The organism is Leucobacter edaphi, assembly GCF_016522535.1.
Lineage (GTDB): Bacteria > Actinomycetota > Actinomycetes > Actinomycetales > Microbacteriaceae > Leucobacter > Leucobacter edaphi.
The window spans coordinates 318874-335743 of the sequence record NZ_JAEHOI010000002.1 but is presented as its reverse complement, the minus strand read 5'-3'; the positions used below and the strand labels follow the sequence as shown (position 1 = coordinate 335743).

The 16870-nt window shown below is 69.4% G+C and carries 11 protein-coding genes; 5 read left to right on the top strand and 6 right to left on the bottom strand.

The annotated features are described in order from the left end of the window. Positions 1-112 precede the first annotated feature (112 nt). The gene (locus JD292_RS02870) at positions 113-436 is read right to left on the bottom strand and encodes a DUF2469 family protein (RefSeq protein ID WP_200131220.1); all 324 of its coding nucleotides are present in this window, start codon (positions 434-436) and stop codon (positions 113-115) included. Between the two features lie 167 nt (positions 437-603). Here JD292_RS02870 and imuA' point away from each other — a divergent pair, with 167 nt between their 5' ends. Genes imuA' through JD292_RS02850 form a run of 4 tightly spaced genes read left to right on the top strand, consistent with a single transcriptional unit; the run spans position 604 to position 7865 of the window. Beyond that, positions 604-1278, top strand: coding sequence for a DnaE2-dependent mutagenesis accessory factor ImuA' (gene imuA', locus JD292_RS02865; RefSeq protein WP_200131219.1), 675 nt, complete (start codon positions 604-606; stop codon positions 1276-1278). Then, positions 1275-2966 carry a DNA polymerase Y family protein gene (locus JD292_RS02860; RefSeq protein ID WP_200131218.1) on the top strand — a complete coding sequence of 564 codons (1692 nt, stop codon included), beginning with the start codon at positions 1275-1277 and terminating at the stop codon, positions 2964-2966. Before imuA' ends, JD292_RS02860 begins: the two co-directional genes overlap by 4 nt. Next, positions 2966-6508 carry an error-prone DNA polymerase gene (locus JD292_RS02855; RefSeq protein WP_200131217.1) on the top strand — a complete coding sequence of 1181 codons (3543 nt, stop codon included), beginning with the start codon at positions 2966-2968 and terminating at the stop codon, positions 6506-6508. Before JD292_RS02860 ends, JD292_RS02855 begins: the two co-directional genes overlap by 1 nt. Before the next feature lie 40 nt (positions 6509-6548). Further along, the gene (locus JD292_RS02850; RefSeq protein WP_200131216.1) at positions 6549-7865 is read left to right on the top strand and encodes a nicotinate phosphoribosyltransferase; all 1317 of its coding nucleotides are present in this window, start codon (positions 6549-6551) and stop codon (positions 7863-7865) included. 102 nt (positions 7866-7967) lie between these two features. On the opposite strand, the gene JD292_RS02845 is transcribed toward JD292_RS02850, so the two are convergent. From JD292_RS02845 to JD292_RS12420, 3 genes are read right to left on the bottom strand one after another with little or no spacing between them, the layout of a single operon-like run. Then, on the bottom strand, positions 7968-8243 hold the full coding sequence (locus JD292_RS02845; RefSeq protein WP_200131215.1) for a DUF3039 domain-containing protein: 276 nt from the start codon (positions 8241-8243) through the stop codon (positions 7968-7970). A 40-nt stretch (positions 8244-8283) separates the two neighbouring features. Next, on the bottom strand, positions 8284-9855 hold the full coding sequence (locus JD292_RS02840; protein WP_200131214.1) for a hypothetical protein: 1572 nt from the start codon (positions 9853-9855) through the stop codon (positions 8284-8286). Then, a complete protein-coding gene (locus tag JD292_RS12420; protein ID WP_369411119.1) occupies positions 9825-11225 on the bottom strand; it encodes an ATP-binding cassette domain-containing protein in 1401 nt (466 codons plus the stop codon). The genes JD292_RS02840 and JD292_RS12420 overlap by 31 nt, the downstream gene beginning before the upstream one ends. A gap of 262 nt (positions 11226-11487) precedes the next feature. Between JD292_RS12420 and JD292_RS02830 the strand changes: the two genes are divergently transcribed. Further along, positions 11488-12531, top strand: coding sequence for a glycosyltransferase family 2 protein (locus JD292_RS02830; RefSeq protein WP_369411118.1), 1044 nt, complete (start codon positions 11488-11490; stop codon positions 12529-12531). A gap of 25 nt (positions 12532-12556) precedes the next feature. Here the strand turns inward: JD292_RS02830 and JD292_RS02825 are convergent, their stop codons facing one another. Next, on the bottom strand, positions 12557-14947 hold the full coding sequence (locus JD292_RS02825; protein WP_200131212.1) for a CDP-glycerol glycerophosphotransferase family protein: 2391 nt from the start codon (positions 14945-14947) through the stop codon (positions 12557-12559). 138 nt (positions 14948-15085) lie between these two features. Continuing rightward, positions 15086-16771, bottom strand: a complete 1686-nt coding sequence (locus JD292_RS02820; RefSeq protein WP_200131211.1) for a S1C family serine protease — start codon at positions 16769-16771, stop codon at positions 15086-15088. Between the last annotated feature and the right edge of the window lie 99 nt (positions 16772-16870).

The window sequence follows — 16870 nt, the reverse complement described above, 5'->3', positions numbered from 1 at the left end:
GCGCGGGACGTCCTGCGCGAGAGCGCAAATGGTTCAGTGGATAACTTCCGCTGAAATGGGGGATTCGCCTCGCCTGTGAGCGAGGGTTATGGATCGCTGCGGGCCCCTCGGGCTACTCGTCGAGCGCGAGTTCCTGCGGCAGCGAGAATTCGCGGGCGGAAAGCTCCTCGACGTTCACGTCCTTGAACGTGAGCACGCGCACGGACTTCACGAAGCGATCCGCACGGTAGACATCCCAGACCCAGACGTCGGACATGCTGAGCTCGAAGTAGAAATCGGTGCCGGCGTCCTGACGCTTGAGGTCCACCTCGTTCGCAAGGTAAAAGCGCCGTTCCGTCTCGACGACATACCGGAACTGCCGGGCAATATCCCGGTACTCGCGGAACAGCGACAGCTCCGCCTCGCGCTCGTAATCGTCCAGCTCGTCTTCGTCCATCCCGACCATCCTACGCTGTTCCCGCCTCCCCCGCCCGCGACGTCTCATCGCTGGAATCATTGACACCTTCAGGGGCTTTCCCGAGCCTCTTGCAACGACGCGGCAAACGACCCGCGCGACGCAAAAACCAGATTGACTAATTCGAACATATGTTCGAACATTGCTGCATGAGTCAGTCCGCAACCCTCCACTCGCTGCAGCAGCGCATCTCCGAGATGCAGCCGCTGCGGCTCGGAGAACGCGGGCTGCCCACCCTGCCGGGCCTGCGCGGTCTGCTCCCTGGCGGTGCCATCCGCCAGGGAGCAAGCTACTCGGTCAACGGGTCGCTCCAGCTCTCGCTGTCAATGCTCGCCGCAGCCTCAACGGCAGGCTCCTGGTGCGGGGTGATCGGGTTCCCCGGTTTCGGGGCGGAAGCGGCCGCAACACTGGGGATCGCGCTCGACCGCTGCGTACTCATCCCTGATCCGGGCAGTGATGCGCTCGGATTCGCTGGTCTCCTCAGCGAGGTCCTCAGCGTCGTGTTACTCGCCTCGCCGAGATCGATCGGCTCGGGTGAGACGGAACGCATCTCCGCGCGGCTGCGGGATCACGGATCCGCGTTGATCGTCGCGGGCGCTTGGCCGCGCACCGAGAGCACACTCACCGTTACGAGCTCGCGCTGGAGCGGCCTTCGGCGCGGGGGCGGGCTCCTCGCGGATCGCGCGCTCACCGTGCAGTCCCAGGACCGCCGAGGCACGCGCACGCACACCGTGGCCTTCGCGGATGGGCGCGTCGCCGACCACGCCGATCCAGCAGCAGATCCGGGCTCCCTCCCCCGCATGCGCCTGGTGGCCTCGTCATGAGCCGCGGGGAACGAGTCATCGTCGTCCGCATCCCGGACTGGCCGATCCACGCTTTTTTCCAAGAGCGAGAGGAACTCGTGGAGGAGGGGCCCGCGGCGCCATCGCCGGGCGTCTCCGCTGCGCCTCCGATCAGGCCTGCAGCTGGGAGTCCCACGAGTCTCGAGGCGATCGCTTTGATCGCCGACCACCTGGTGGTCGCCTGCTCGGAGCGAGCCCGCGCAGAGGGCGTGACCCCGGGAATCCGCGAGCGAGAGGCACAATCCCGCTGCCCGAGTCTGGCGACGCATCCGCACGACCCGGAAGTCGATGAGCGCAGATTCGCGCCCGTGCTCGCAGCGATCGAGGCGCTCATCCCCGGAGTCGAACCACGCGTACCAGGCGTCTGCGCCATGCGCGCCCGTGGCCCCGCCCGCTACTACGGAGGCGAACCCCCTGCTGCCGCAACCCTCCTCGAACTCCTCACCGAACTGGGATACCCCGAAACGAGGATCGGGATCGCCGACGGCCTGTTCGCTGCCGAGCAGGCCACTCAAGCGGCGCAGGGCGCCCCCGGCCTCACCAACCCGGGACCGGGAATCGCGCTCGTTCCAGCCGGTCAATCCCCCGCGTTTCTGAGTCGGCTTCCCGTCGAACGGGCCACCGGAGCTACGCTCGCGAACACTCTGCACGGCCTCGGGATCCGAACGCTTGGCGCCCTCGCTGCGCTCCCGGAAGAGGCCGTGGAGCAGCGTTTCGGGCCGGCGGGGGTCGCTGCCCACCGTGCCGCCACCGGCCGGCCGGCACGCCAGGGTGCCGCCGAGGTCCGTCCCCGCCACGCACCCCGAGAGCTCACGGTCGAGCTCTCGTTCGAGCCCCCTATTGAAACCGCCGAGCAGCTCGGTTTCGCCTGCTCGGGTCTCGCCGAGCAGTTCATCACAGGCCTGATCCAGGAGCGCCGGGTCTGCACCTCGCTCCGCGTCTCCCTCACCGATGACACCGGAGACACCCACGAGCGCGAGTGGGCCCACCCGCGCCGGTTCACCGCCTCCGACACCGTCGGCAGAATCCGCTGGCAGGCGGCCTCGATAGCGCGAGAGACAGAACGCGGCGGGGCCGGGATCGTGCGCGTCCGCATCTCGCCCGTGCACACCGACCGCGCCGCAGCTCACGAGCCTGGTCTCTGGAACACTGAGCCCGATGAGCGCGTGCACCACCACCTCAGTCGCATTCAGGCCAAGCTCGGCCACACCGGCGTCGGCACGGCCGAGCTCTCGGGGGGCCGCCTACTCCTCGACCGACAACGCTTCCTTCCCTGGGGCACCGCGATCGCGCACGGCAGGAATGCCCGGGGAAACGCGCGCCGTCATCGTGCCGCAAGGGGCACGGGCCCCTGGCCCGGTTCCCTTGCCGGGCCTTCGCCGAGCCTGCTCTTCCCCGCGCCACTTCCCGCGAAACTTCTCGACCGCGCCGGGCACGATGTCCTCATCGACGAGGAAGATCTTCTCTCGGAGACTCCCTATCGGCTCTGCGTTGCCCGCACCGCGTTTCCCGCTGAGATCTCCGGTTGGTCGCTCCCCTGGGCGATCCGAGAGCGCTGGTGGACCGGCACACCCGCGCGGTTCCGGCTTCAGGTACTCCTCGAGAACGGAGATGCCTGGCTCCTCCTCCACGAAGCCGGCCGCTGGCTTGCAGAGGGGAAATACGACTGATGGGCTGGAACAATCCCCCGCTCCCCTGGCAAGAGTTCGAGCGACGGCTCTCCGGTCGCGGTCGAAGCAGGCTCCCAGGCGCAGACGGCCTCGAAGCGATTCCCGCCGATTTCCTCGAGACCGAGACGCTTCCCGCTGTCGAGCTGAAACTGGCGGCGGAGACGCGAGACGGCGCGGAGCAACCACCCGCCCGGCTCGCCGGGCCGAGCGGCCCCGTCACGCCCTACGCGGAACTCCACGCCCACTCCCACTTCAGTTTCCTCGACGGCGCCTCCTCGCCGGATGAACTCGCCGAGGAGGCGATCAGGCTCGGCCTCTCAGGTCTCGCGGTCACCGATCACGACGGCCTCTACGGTGCCGCGGTCTTCGCCGACGCAGCAGAACACGCCATCCGCGCGAGCGGCGCGGATCTGCTGACCGTGTACGGCGCCGAGCTCACTCTCGGCCTCGACGCACCCCAGCTCGGTGCCGCCGACCCCTCAGGAACTCACCTGCTCGCTCTTGCCCGCGGCACCGAGGGGTACTACCGGCTCGCCTCCGCAATCACCGAGGGCCAGCTCGCCGGCGGCGAGAAAGGACGCCCCAGCTATGACCTCGAGGAGCTCGCCGCCACGAGCGAAGGTCACTGGGCGATCCTCACAGGCTGCCGAAAAGGCCAGGTCGGACGCGCACTCGAACACTCGGGCACTCGCACAGCCGGCGATGAGGCGGCGCGGGCCGAGCTCGAACGCCTCATCGCGCTCTTCGGCAGGGACAACGTCCATGTCGAACTCACCAACCACGGCCATCCCGGTGACGAGCCGCGCAACGAGCGGCTCGCCGCGCTCGCGCACGCGCTGCACCTCCCCACGCTCGTGACCGGCAACGTCCACTACGCCACTCAGCGAGACGCCACCCTCTCAGAAGCGATGGCTGCGGTGCGCGCACGGCGAAGCCTGGAGGAGCTCGACCCGAACCTGCCAGCTTCAGGCGCCGCCCACCTGCGCAGCGGAGCCTCCATTCTTCGCCGCTTCAGACGCTATCCCGACGCCGTCGCGCGCACCGTTCCCCTCGCCGAAGAACTCGCGTTCCCGCTTCGGGCAGCCAGGCCAAAACTCCCCAAGCTGCCGGTTCCTGAGGGGCACACGCTCATGAGCTGGCTCCGTCGGCTCTCCTTCGAGGGGGCTGAACGCCGCTACGGGACGCTCACACCGCGCGTGAAAGAACGGCTCGAACGCGAGCTCGATGTCATCGAGGCGAAAGACTTCCCCGGCTACTTCCTCATCGTGCACGACATCGTGCAGCACGCCCGGCAGCTCGGCATCCTCTGCCAGGGGCGAGGCTCAGCAGCGAACTCGGCCGTGTGCTACGTCCTCGGCATCACCGCGGTCGACTCGATCTTCTACGATCTTCCCTTCGAACGCTTCCTCTCGAGCATGCGCGACGAAGAACCCGACATCGACGTCGACTTCGATTCCGAACGGCGCGAAGAAGTCATCCAGTACGTCTACGAACGCTACGGCCGCCGCAACGCGGCTCAGGTCGCCAACGTGATCACCTACCGTCCCAAGGCGGCGGTGCGCGATGCGGCGAAAGCACTCGGATACGGAACGGGGCAGCAGCGCGCATGGACCAAGGGGCTCGAACGCTGGAATTCCCTTCCCGACCAGGGCGAAAGCTCGCTCCCACCGCAGGTTCACGAGCTCGCGAACCGTTTCCTCACCGCCCCAAGACACCTCGGGATCCACTCGGGCGGCATGGTGCTCACCGAGCGGCCCGTCGGAGAGGTCTGCCCGATCGAGCACGCGCGCATGGAGAAGCGCACCGTGCTCCAGTGGGACAAGGAATCCTGCGAAACGATGGGCCTCGTCAAGTTCGACCTCCTCGGGCTCGGCATGCTGAGTGCGCTTCGCAAAAGCATGGACATCATCGCCGAGCACACCGGGAAACGCTGGACCCTCGACGAGATCCCCAAAGAAGAACCGGGAGTCTACGACATGCTCTGCCGCGGCGACGCCATCGGCGTCTTCCAGCTCGAAAGCCGCGCCCAACTCAACACCCTCCCGCGGCTTCGGCCACGCACCTTCTACGACCTCGTCATAGAGATCGCCCTGATCAGGCCCGGCCCTATCCAGGGCGGCGCCGTCCATCCCTACCTGCGACGTCGCAGCGGCAACGAGGAGATCACCTACGCCCACCCCAAACTCGAGCCAGTCCTCCGGCGCACCCTCGGCGTCCCTCTCTTCCAAGAACAGCTCATGCAGATGGCCATGGCCGTCGGCGGCTGCTCGGCCGAGGACGCCGACCTCCTCCGCCGCGCGATGGGTTCCAAGCGCGGCCAGGAGAAAATCGGTGGGCTCAAGGCGAAGCTCTTCGACGGGATGGCCGCGAACGGCATCGAGGGCGACGAGGCCGTTCACATGTACGAGCAGATCGAAGCCTTCGCAGGCTTCGGCTTCGCCGAAAGCCACTCCATCAGCTTCGCTCTCCTCGTCTACGTGAGTGCCTGGTTCAAGCTGCACTATCCCGGCGCGTTCCTCGCAGGGCTGCTCCGCTCGCAGCCCATGGGGTTCTACTCCCCGCGCACCCTCGTCGAGGACGCCCGCAGGCACGGCGTCGAGGTGCGGCCACCCGATGTCCAACGATCCAACGCGCACTCAGATCTCGAATCGCTGCGCCCTCACGCAGGCGCGGCCGACGAAAACGCCACCGCCGGCAGCGGCGAACCGCCCGAGCGGGAAGCCCGCCGCGCCCCGCAGCGCTGCACCGCACACGAACCAGCAGGTGACACACCACCGCAGGTGCCGCCCTTCGACCCGAAAGGGCCCGACGCCTCCGGCGCCCATCGCCAGGACCGCGGCTTCGCGGTGCGGCTCGGACTCACCGAGATCCGCGGCATCGAGACCGCCGCCGCCGAACGCATCGTGCGGGCCCGAGAGGACGCTCCCTTCGCCGACCTCGCCGACCTCGCCCGGCGCGCGGACCTCGACCGCACCCGCCTCGAGGCACTCGCCGCCGCTGGAGCCTGCGACGGCCTCGGCCTCGACCGCCGCGAAGCGCTCTGGGCGGCAGCCCCCGCCGCCGACAACCGCGAACGCTTCCTGCCCGGGATCGGCGTCCACGTGCAACCCCCGCTGCTTCCCGTCCTCAACCCGGCGGAACAGACCGCGCTCGACCTCTGGACCACCGGAATCGCCACGGGCACGCACCCACTCGCGCTCCTCAGACCCGGCCTCGACTCCCGCGGCATCGTCCGCTCCGACCGCCTCCGCACCGGCAGGCCAGGCACCAGCGTTCAGGTGGCCGGGCTCGTCACCCACCGACAACGCCCCAGCACGGCCGGCGGCGTCACCTTCATCACACTCGAGGACGAGTCCGGCAGCGTCAACATCGTCACCTGGGCCGACACCTGGGCCAAGAACCGGCTCGTCGCCCGCTCCTCACCCGCACTCATCATCGGAGGCACCCTTGAACGCTCGCCCGAAGGGGTCTACAACGTCATCGCGGAAACCTTTGAGCCCCTCGCGGCCCCGGCAGGAACCACCTCACGTGACTTCCACTGAGAACCCCCGGTCCCGCCCTCGGCACAGATATGCTGACCACGTGGAAACGTCAACCGCCCTCCTCACAGACCACTACGAGCTCACGATGGTCGACGCCGCCCTCAAGGCCGGCACCGCGAACCGTCGCAGCATGTTCGAGTTGTTCGCGCGTCGACTCTCCGGCGCCCGCCGCTACGGCGTCGTCGCCGGCACCGGCCGACTACTCGAAGCGATCAGGAACTTCCGCTTCGGCGACACCGAACTCGAATACCTCCGCGCCAACCGCGTCGTCAACGACGACACCCTCGACTGGCTCGCGAACTTCCAGTTCAACGGAAACATCTGGGGCTACGCCGAGGGCGACGTCTTCTTCCCGGGTTCACCGCTCATCACCGTCGAGGCCTCCTTCGCCGAGGGGGTCCTCCTCGAGACCCTCGCCCTCAGCATCCTCAACTCCGACAGCGCCGTCGCCACCGCGGCATCCCGCATGGTGCACTCCGCCGCCGGCAAACCCCTCGCTGAAATGGGATCCCGCCGCACCAGCGAACGCACCGCCGTCGCCGCGGCCCGAGCCGCCTACATCGCCGGCTTCAGCGCAACCTCGAACCTCGAGGCCGGTCGCAGCTACGGCATCCCGACCATGGGCACCGCCGCACACAGCTTCACCCTCCTCCACGACAGCGAACGCGAGGCCTTCGAAGCCCAGGTCGCCGCACTCGGAACCGACACGACCCTCCTCGTCGACACCTACGACATCGACGAGGGCGTCCGCACCGCGATCGAGGTCGCAGGAACCGGCCTCGGCGCCGTCCGCATCGACTCCGGCGACCTGCCCGTCGTCGTCGCACGCGTCCGGCGGCTCCTCGACGACCTCGGCGCCACCAACACCCGGATCACGGTCACCAACGACCTCGACGAATACACGGTCGCGGCACTCGCCGCCTCGCCCGTCGACAGCTTCGGCGTCGGCACATCCGTCGTCGTCGGCTCCGGCACCCCGACAATGGGCATGGTCTACAAGCTCGTCGCCCGCCAGGACGATGCGGGCGAGTGGGTATCCGTCGCCAAGAAATCCCAGGACAAGGCCTCAGTCGGGGGTCGCAAGAGCGTCCGCCGCAGCTTCAACGCGAAGGGCGTCGCCACCGCAGAACGCATCTACCTCGGTGACGGCCCCGACGGCGCCACCGAGGGCGCCGACACCGACGGCCGCGAGGTCCTCGTCCCGCTCATCCTCGACGGCGCGGAACAGCCGGGACACACCGGCCACGACGGCATCGCCGCCGCCCGAGAACGCCACCGCGAGCGGGTCCGCGAACTCCCCGCAGTCGCCATGAGCCTCACCCGCGGCGACCCCGCGATTCCCACGGAATACCGCTAAGCAGCCACTCGACGCACGAAGGGGCCCCGCGCGCTGTCAAACAGCGTGCGGGGCCCCTTCGCTCCGTCCCCCGCGCGACCGGGTCGCCGGGAGACGAGACGCCTACTTGCGCATCCGCTCGTACACGCGCTTGCAATCCGGGCACACCGGGAACTTCTCCGGATCGCGCGACGGCGTCCACTTCTTCCCGCACAGCGCACGCACCGGCTTCCCCGTCACCGCGGACTCCATGATCTTGTCCTTCGGAACATAGTGCGAGAACCGCTCGTGATCGCCATCCTCGATGTTCGCCTCGTCCTCGAGAAGCTTCTCCAGCTCCCGATCGAGCACGTCAGTGCCGCCGGCCGTCTCCGGCCCATTCCGTGTGAAGATACCCATACGCCCAGTGTAAACCCGACGCCGTAGCACCACCCGAGGATCAGTCGAAGACCTGCGTCACCGCGATCAGCTCGGGGCCGCTCCGATCGAAAATCTTCCCGCCGATGAAGATGCCGAGCACCAGCACCAGCACGCCGGAGCCGAGCCCGACCAGCAGGGCCAGCAGGTTCTCCGTCAGCGTCACATCGTGAATCGCCGAAACCGCAACCCAGGTCGCGGGAATCGAGAGCAGGATCGCGACCACCATCGACAGCGTCTGCGCCATCCCGGAACCGGAGCCCGACCACTGCGGCTGCACGAACGGGCTGTCACCGGGCCGCGTCGCCGGATACGGCATCAGCACCGAGAACACGCTCGACACACCGCAGGAAACGAGCAGCACACCGACATTCAGCCCGATCACCGCGGGAAGCACACGCCAGTCTCCCAGCAGCGTCACCGTGATGCTCGAGCCGATGAGGGCGAGCGGGACGCCGATCATCAGCACGGGAGCGAGACGACCCGCGCGATCAGCGCTGCCGCGTGTTCCGCTCGCCACGTGCGTCCAGATCGCCGTGGAATCCATGGCGACATCATTGTGCAGCGACCAGCCGAGCAGCAGCAGAATCACCGGCAGCGGGACGAGGGCCAGCATTCGCGGTTCAACACCCGCCACCCAGAAGGCCACGAGCATCAGGATCGGAGCGATGGGGATCGCCCACAGCGCCACCTTGTAGCGCGGGTCCCGCGCCCAGTAGGTCAGTTCGCGTGCCGCGATCACCTGAGAGGGACGCGCGGGGAAGCGCTCGAACCAGCCCAGCCCGGTGCGCGCAATGTTCTGATCGCGCGGGTAATCGACGCGCGTCGCAATCGCGCGGGCGAGCACCAGCCAGAGGGCCGCGAACAGGATCGCGCAGAGCGCGATCACGCCGAGGCGCATCGCCGCGCCAGCAGTGTCGCCCTGCGCGGCAAGGTCAGGGGCGGCGAAGGGAGCCCCGAACGGGGTCCACGAGAGCACACCGGCGGCATCCGTTGCCGCTTTCAACCCGGCCGGAGTGAACGCCGAAGTCACCGCGAACACCGCAACCGGAACGAACGCGACGAGCAGCACGACGCCGAGCGTTCGCACGATCCCCGCGTAGCGATCACCGACGAGCAGCTGGGCGAGCCCCGAAGTCACCCGCACCGCGCACAAAGCGAACACGGCGGCGAGCACGAGCGCGAGGGCCGCCACCCAGACCGGGCCGTTCCACTTCGTGCGCGTCAGCCCGAGCACCGTGAGCCACAGCACGAGCAGGAAAAAGGGCCAGGTCAGGAACGAGGTGACCAGCATCGAGAGGCCGATGGCACCCGGGGTGGTCGGATACTGCGCGAACTGGCGCGGCTCGAGCATGCGCCGGTTCTCGAAGAACGGCACGACACACACCGCGATCAGGATCAGGGAGCCGACGATGACGTCGACGAGCGCGAGCGCGCGACCGTCAGCGATGAGCATCGCGGGGGCCGCAGCGACCGCAACCGCGACCGCGGCGAGCACCACGAACACGAGGGCCGAACGGGCACCGCGCGAGGCCGAACCCCGGAAGCTACCGCCGAGCAGCGCTACTCGGAGTCGGAGGAGCCGTGCAACCACTCGAGTCCCTTCCTCGCGTCGCTCATGCCGGTCAGCTGCGTGAAGCGCTCCTCCAGGCTCAGGCCGTCGCGGACCGCGTCGACCGTGCCCTGCGCGATCACGCTGCCGTCGACGATGATCGAGACGTGGTCGCAGACCCGCTGGATCAGGTCGAGGCTGTGGCTCGACATCACGACGCTGCCACCACCCTCGACGTACTTCTCGAGGATCTCGGTCACGTTCGCGGCGGACACCGGGTCGATCGCTTCGAAGGGCTCATCGAGCACGAGCACCTGCGGCGCGTGGATCATCGCGCAGGCGAGCGCGATCTTCTTCTGCATGCCTGCCGAGTAGTCGGAAACCAGGCGGCCGAGCGCGGATTCGAGGCCGAACGCCTCGGCGAGCTCCGCCGAACGGCGGGCCACGGCGCTCTCATCCACCCCGGCGAGGACGCCCGAGTAGTAGAGCAGCTGCGCTCCGGTGAGCCGATCGAAGAGCCGCAGCCGGTCGGGCAGCGATCCGATCAGGCGCTTCGCCGCGGGGCCGTCGGTCCAGACGTCGACGTCACCGACCGAAACCCTGCCGGAGGTGGGACGCAGGAGGCCGCTGATCATCGACAGCGTGGTTGTCTTGCCCGCACCGTTGGGTCCCACAACGCCGGTGAACGAGCCAGCATGGACGTCGATCGATACCTCATTGGCGGCGATCAGCGGGCCGTAAGCTTTCGTGAGCATCTCGGTGCGCAGCACGACAGGGTTCTGCGCGGCGATCCGTCCGCGCTCGCGGGCGCGGACCACCGACGGGACGGGAACCTGGATGCGTCCGGTGCGCGGGCTGCTCCCGTCCTGCTGGGCGGCTTCACCGTGACCGGCTCCGCTCGCGGGCTCGGCGGGGGCCGAGGACTCAGCCGGCGCCGAAGCCCGGGCGGGTGCCGAAGCCTGAGCGGGCGCCGAGGGCTGAACGGAAGCCGGGGCGGGCACCTGGCGCTGGCCCTGAGGCTGATTCTGCGCCTGAACGGGCGCTTCCTGCGCCGGGGCGGGGCGAGGGTCCGGCTCGGGAGCCGGTTCCTGCGAAGTCTGCTGCGGCCGCTGCGCGGGGGCAGCCGGTGCCTCGGCTGCGGACCGCGAGGCCCATTCCGCCTGCTCAGCGCGCGCCTGTGCCTGGAAACGCGCCGCGGCCTGCCCCTGGACCGCCGGTCCCTGCCCGAAGTTCGGAGGGACCGCTCCCTGCCCGGGGCCGCCGGGTGCGCGGCTCGGCCTCACCCGAGGCGCGCCCTGCGCGGGCGGCACGGCTGCGCGGTCCTGAGGCTGCGCGCCGGTTCCCGGCTCACTCGACGCCGATGGCTCCGCCGGATCGGGAACGGGCATGGCTGACGAGGAGTTTTGCGGCACGCGACTAATTTATCAAACTCCGCACGCGGAGAGGACCGCGGACTCGGCCGGTCCGCGATCCCAGCACCCGATTGCACAGGATCCGTTCAGTTGCGGACCCAATTCAGCGGTCACCCATGTTCGGACCCGGTCCGACTTTTGCCGTTCGAAGAGAAAAATCCCTGGCCCCGGGTCTTTATCGAAACGATCGCCGGCACCGGCCAGGCCGCGCCGAGGGGCCATCGCAGAGGCTCGCGCCGGGGGCGTGTGGGAGGATCGTCGGGTGATCCTCAGCCCGCTCCCCGAGACCCCGGCCGTCAGCTTCGTGATGCCCGTGCTCAACGAGGCGGACTTCCTCGCGGACGCCGTCGGCACGATCCTCGAACAGGACTACGCCGGCGAAAAGGAGATCGTGCTCGCGCTCGGCCCCTCGACCGACGGGACCGACGAGATCGCGCGGGCCCTCGCGGCCCGGGATCCGCGGGTTCGTCTCGTCGCGAACCCGGAGCGCGACATCCCTGCCGGCCTCAATCTCGCGATCTCCGCGTCCTCGCACCCCGTGATCATCCGCGTGGATGCCCACTCCGAACTCACCCCGGATTACACCCGGCTGGGAATCGCCGCGCTCCGCCGCGAGGGGGCCGCGAACGTCGGCGGGATCATGCGCGCGGCGGGCCGCACGCCCGTGCAGCGCGCCATCGCGCGCGGCTACAACAGCCCATACGGACTGGGCGGCGGCGCCTACCACGGCGACGGGATCCCCGGCCCCGCCGAGTCCGCCTATCTGGGCATTTTCCGCCGCGAGGCACTCGAAGCGGTCGGTGGATATGATCCTCAGATCCTCCGAGGTGAGGACTGGGAACTGAATCTGCGCCTCCGCAGGGCAGGCTTCACCGTGTGGTTCGAACCGGAGCTCGGCGTCACCTACTGGCCGCGTGCGAGCTTCACGGATCTCGCACGACAGTTCTTCGCGACCGGGACCTGGCGAGCGATGCTCGTCCGGAAATACGGGCGCGCGAACCCCTGGCGCTTCTTCGTCCCTGGTGCGCTCGTGATCTCTCTCGCGATCAGCGCGATCGGGCTCGCCCTGCTGTCCGCCGGGATTCTCCCGTGGGGCTCCCCCTGGGTCCTCCTCCTCGCTCCGGCCGCGTGCTATCTGATCGGGGTCGCGTTTGCGACGATCCGGATCCCCGAACAGCACGGTCTCCGCGATCGCGCGCTCACCGCGTGGACGCTCATCACGATGCACCTGAGCTGGGGTTCCGGCTTCCTCCGCGGGCTCTGTTTCGGAGCAGGATCCGTCGTGGATCGCTCGCGAATCCGCTGAATCTGGTGCGCGCGAGCGCCCCGGCTCAGGCCGAGGCGACGCTCCTCGACAGCGCGCCGCGTTCCTCGAGCGCTACGACGACTCGCGCTGACGCACCGCCGTCGTCGTTCGGCGCGAATCGCCGTCGCCAGGACTCCGCGGCCTCTCCGAACCCCGGAAGCGCGCTCGCGGTCTCCCCTGCCGGCAGCTCGCGGAGGATCTCACGGAGTTCCTCCCGTCGGCTCAGGAGGGGGCCGGGGGCCACCCGCTCGAAATCGAAGGTGAAACCGCGCTCCCGGTCCCGATACGCGGGCAGATCAGGCACGAAAAACGCCTGCGGGACGCGAGCCACCGCGGCGTCGAACATGATCGACGAGTAGTCGGTGACGAGCAGATCCGCGGCGAGGATCACATCGTTGACGTCCGGGTGCCGCGACGCGTCGATCACCCGGCCGCCACCGGTGGGATAGGCCCCGAATCCGTGCGTACGTGTGTGCCCGCGCACCACGACGCACCACTCGGGCCCGAGCTCGTCGGCGAGGCGCACGACATCGAGGTCGTCGACGAGGGTCATCCCCCTGTCGCGCCAGGTCGGCGCGTACACGAGCACCCTGGCGCCGTGCGGAACGCCGAGAGCCGCGCGCGCTCGCGACACCGCGATCGGGTTCCGAGCAGTTCCGGCGACCGCATCGGCGAGGCGATCGTCCCGCGGATATCCGAGTTCGAGTATCTCCCCGCTGAACGCGTAGCTGCTGCGGAACTGCTCCGTCGAGTGGGGATTCTGGGAGAGCATGAGGCTCCACCGGCGACTCTCCCGCCGGATCGCGATGCGCGTGCGGAGACCGACGTTCGGGCGGCCGAGCGCGAGGTGCTTCAGCATCGTGCCGTGCCACGTCTGCAGCACGGTCTGTCCGGAGCGCCGACGGAATCCGTGCCGCAGCCAATCGTTCACCACGAGGAGCTGGGCCTGACGACGGGCCGCGAACCACTCGCGACCCCCGACGAGGACGGCGGTCGCCCCCTCGGGAACCGCCTGGGTCTCGCTCACGACACTCCAGTAGCGCGGGATCTCGGGGAAACGCGCCGCGATCTCCCGATCGATCGCGAGCGGATTGCAGGTCACCTGCCGCCCGTAGAAGCTCTCGAAGAACACTGCGCCTGGCGCGACGAGCTCGTGATCCGGGAGCGACATCCTGCGGATTCGCTCGAGCACGCGCCCCGCGGCACCGCCCTCGGGGTAGGCATGGAACCGGCGCGCGAGGGTCCGCGCCGCCTCCGCAGCGGCCCGCGCTTCTCGCGGGTCGGTGAGGAGGCCCTCGACCCGCGCGAGCACTCCGGACCAGGTGGATTCCACGCGGCCCCTCGCCGTCAGCTCGAGCGGCTCGTAGAGTCCACGAGTCGCGGTGTAGCTGGCGAGATCCGGAGCAAACCAGACGATCGGGCGCCCGAGCAACGCGAAATCCAGCGCGACCGAGGAGTAGTCCGTGATCACCGCGTCGAACGCGGCGAGCTCCGGGGTAATGTCGCGCAGCCGATCCGCGCCGAGCACGTGCACGTTCGGACCGACCAGGTGATCGTATGCGCCCGCGCCGAGCGGATGCGAGCGGAGCACGAGGTGAGCTCCCCGGCGCGCGAGCATCTCGGCGATCTCCCGCGCCTCCTCGGGGGTCGGGACCGCGGGATCGGGTGCGCCGTCCCGCCAGGTGGGAGCGTAGAGCAGCACCGGGGCATCAGCGGGGATCGTGTCTTCCGGCCCGTCGCCAGCGATGAGCGCGAGCACGCGATCTCGGGCGGCCTGCGCCAACACAGGATCGTTCGCGGAGGCCGCGAGCCGATCGTCACGCGGATCACCGAGGACAGCGACCCGGCCCGGATCGACGCGGAACGCGGACCGGAGGCGCTCCGCTGCGGTGACGGAGCCTGCGACATAGAGGTCGATTTCGTTCGCCCCGGCGAGATACATGCGGCGGAGCAGCGCGCGAACGGGAGCCGGCCCGCTCACCTGCGTCGTGACGGGCGAGTCGAGGTGCAGCCGCTTCAGCGGAGCGCCGTGCCACAGCTGGATGATGCGCGCGCCGTAGATGCCGAAGCGGTTGGCGTCGCCGAGTCCGTGGGTCACGACGATGGTCCGCGCACGGAGCGTCGCCCAGTACCCGCGCCAGCCTCGCCGCTGCACCGGTTCGAAGCCCTCGTCTCGCGCTCGCGCTGCCTCCGCCTCATCGGCGACCAACCAGGTGATCTGGGCATTCGGGTCATCGCTTCGCAGCTGTCTCGCGACCTCGAGCGCGCCCTCGCCCACGCCGGCTCCGCTGCCGAACACCCAGCGTCCTACGACCCGCGGGACGATCCACGCGAGCGGGATCGAGAGCAGGTACTTCGGGAGGGCGAGGAGCTTCGCGAGGTTGCCTCGTGCGAAGCCGAATCCGGCGGTACTCATCGCGACAAGACTACGGCATGGGGCCCGTCGCTTTCCCGTACCGCGGCAGCGAACGTGCGCAGCCCGCCCGCCGCTTCCCCGAGTTTGGGGAGCGACGGGCGGGCTGCGCCGAGACCGGGGCGTTCGGGACGCCTCGCGTTACTTCGAGCTCTTCCACTCGAGGTCGCCGAGGGTGGCCTTGGTCTCCCCTGGCTTGCCGTTCCTCGTGTAATTGACGGTGACCGTGCTGCCGCCCTCGTGCATCCGGACGAGCGCCGAAACGGAGGTGCCGTCGACCGCGGGGACGCCGTCGATCGCGGTGACCACGTCTCCCTGGCGGAGGCCGGCCTTGTCCGCCGCGCCACCCCTCGCGACCTCAACGAGGAGGCCGCCCGCGTTATTGGCGTCGGCGTCGGTGTCCTGCGAGGAGTCTGCGACCGAGGCGCCCATCAGGCCGTGGGTGGGCTGCTTGCCCTCCATGAGGTCGTTGACGACCCGCTTCACCAGATCGGACGGAATGGCGAAGCCGAGTCCGTCGCTGCCCGCGGTGCCCTGAGAACTCGTGGCCGAGGCGATGGCGACGTTGATGCCGATGAGCTCGCCGTGCCCGTTGAGCAGTGCGCCGCCCGAGTTGCCGGGGTTGATCGAAGCGTCGGTCTGGATGACGGGAAGCGTGGCCGTTCCGGCCGCCTGCTGCGGCTGCTGCTGCTGATTCGGGAGGCCGTAGCGGAAGTCCCAGGGATCTTCGCCTGAGCCGCCGTCCTGCTGGCGCTGCGCGCCCTCCTGCGGGATGAGCGGGCTCGAGACCGAGATGCCGCGGTTCGTCGCGCTGACGATCCCGCTCGTCACCGTGTTCGCGAGGTTCAGCGGCGCGCCGATCGCGACGGTGAGGTCGCCGATATTGAGGTCGTTCGAGTCGGCGTACTTGATGGGGGTCAGATTGTTGGCCTCCACCTTGATGAGCGCGAGATCCGCGTAGGGATCGAGCCCCACGACCTTCGCCGGCATGATGCGGCCGTCGCTCAGCTTGACCCGCAGGGACTGCCCCGTGGTGACGGCGCCGTCGAGGGTGATCACGTGTGCGTTCGAGACGATGTAGCCGTCCTCGGAAACGACGACGCCCGAACCTGAGCCGTTGCCCCCGCTCGAGGCGACCTCGATGGTGACGACGCTCGGGAGCGCGACCGCGGCAACGCCCGAGACCTCGGTGGCGTTCTCGGCGTTCTTCAGCGTGATCGTGCCGCCGGTGCCCTGCTGGGTGACCGTGTGCGATGAGCTCGTGTTCGACGCGACGACCGCGGCAACGCCGCCGCCGACCGCGCCGCCGAGGAGCGCGCCGATGGCGAGCCCGGCGAGCAGGGCGCCACTGCGGCTGCGCGGGTGCGGCTGCGCGGGCTCATGCTGACGCGGGGCCTCGGGAGGCGTCGTCCCCGCCCCGCCACCGCCAAAGCCGGACCCGGACGCGGCCTGATGCGCGTGAGGAGCTTCGTGCGCAAACGCAGACCCCGCGCCGTAGCCCGCTGCGGTGCCGTGGTGTGCGGGTGTCGCGTGCTCGGGAAGCGGCGTGGTCGCGTGCGTGTCGCCGGGGTAGGCGGGCGCGGGCGGCGCCGGAGCGGCCGCCCGGGTTTCCTCCCCGAAGGGCCGCGCGGACGCGGCACCGGAGGGAGCACCCTGCTGATGCTGCGACGGCACCGGATCCGGCACGGGGGTGGTGGGCAGGTGGTCGCCCGCCCGGGGCCGCTCGTCCGCCTGCTTCGGCGCGGCCGGGACGGATCCCTGCTGGCCCGCACCGGCGTCGGGCTGCTGCGACCCGGGTACGCGGTCCTGCTCGGGGTTCGTGGTCATTGGGGGCTCCCTTCGTACTCACACCAGCTTGGCCAGGAAATCTATGAATTAGATTTGCGCGGCCTGCAGAAGGTCTGCACAACATCGCGCTGACCGGGA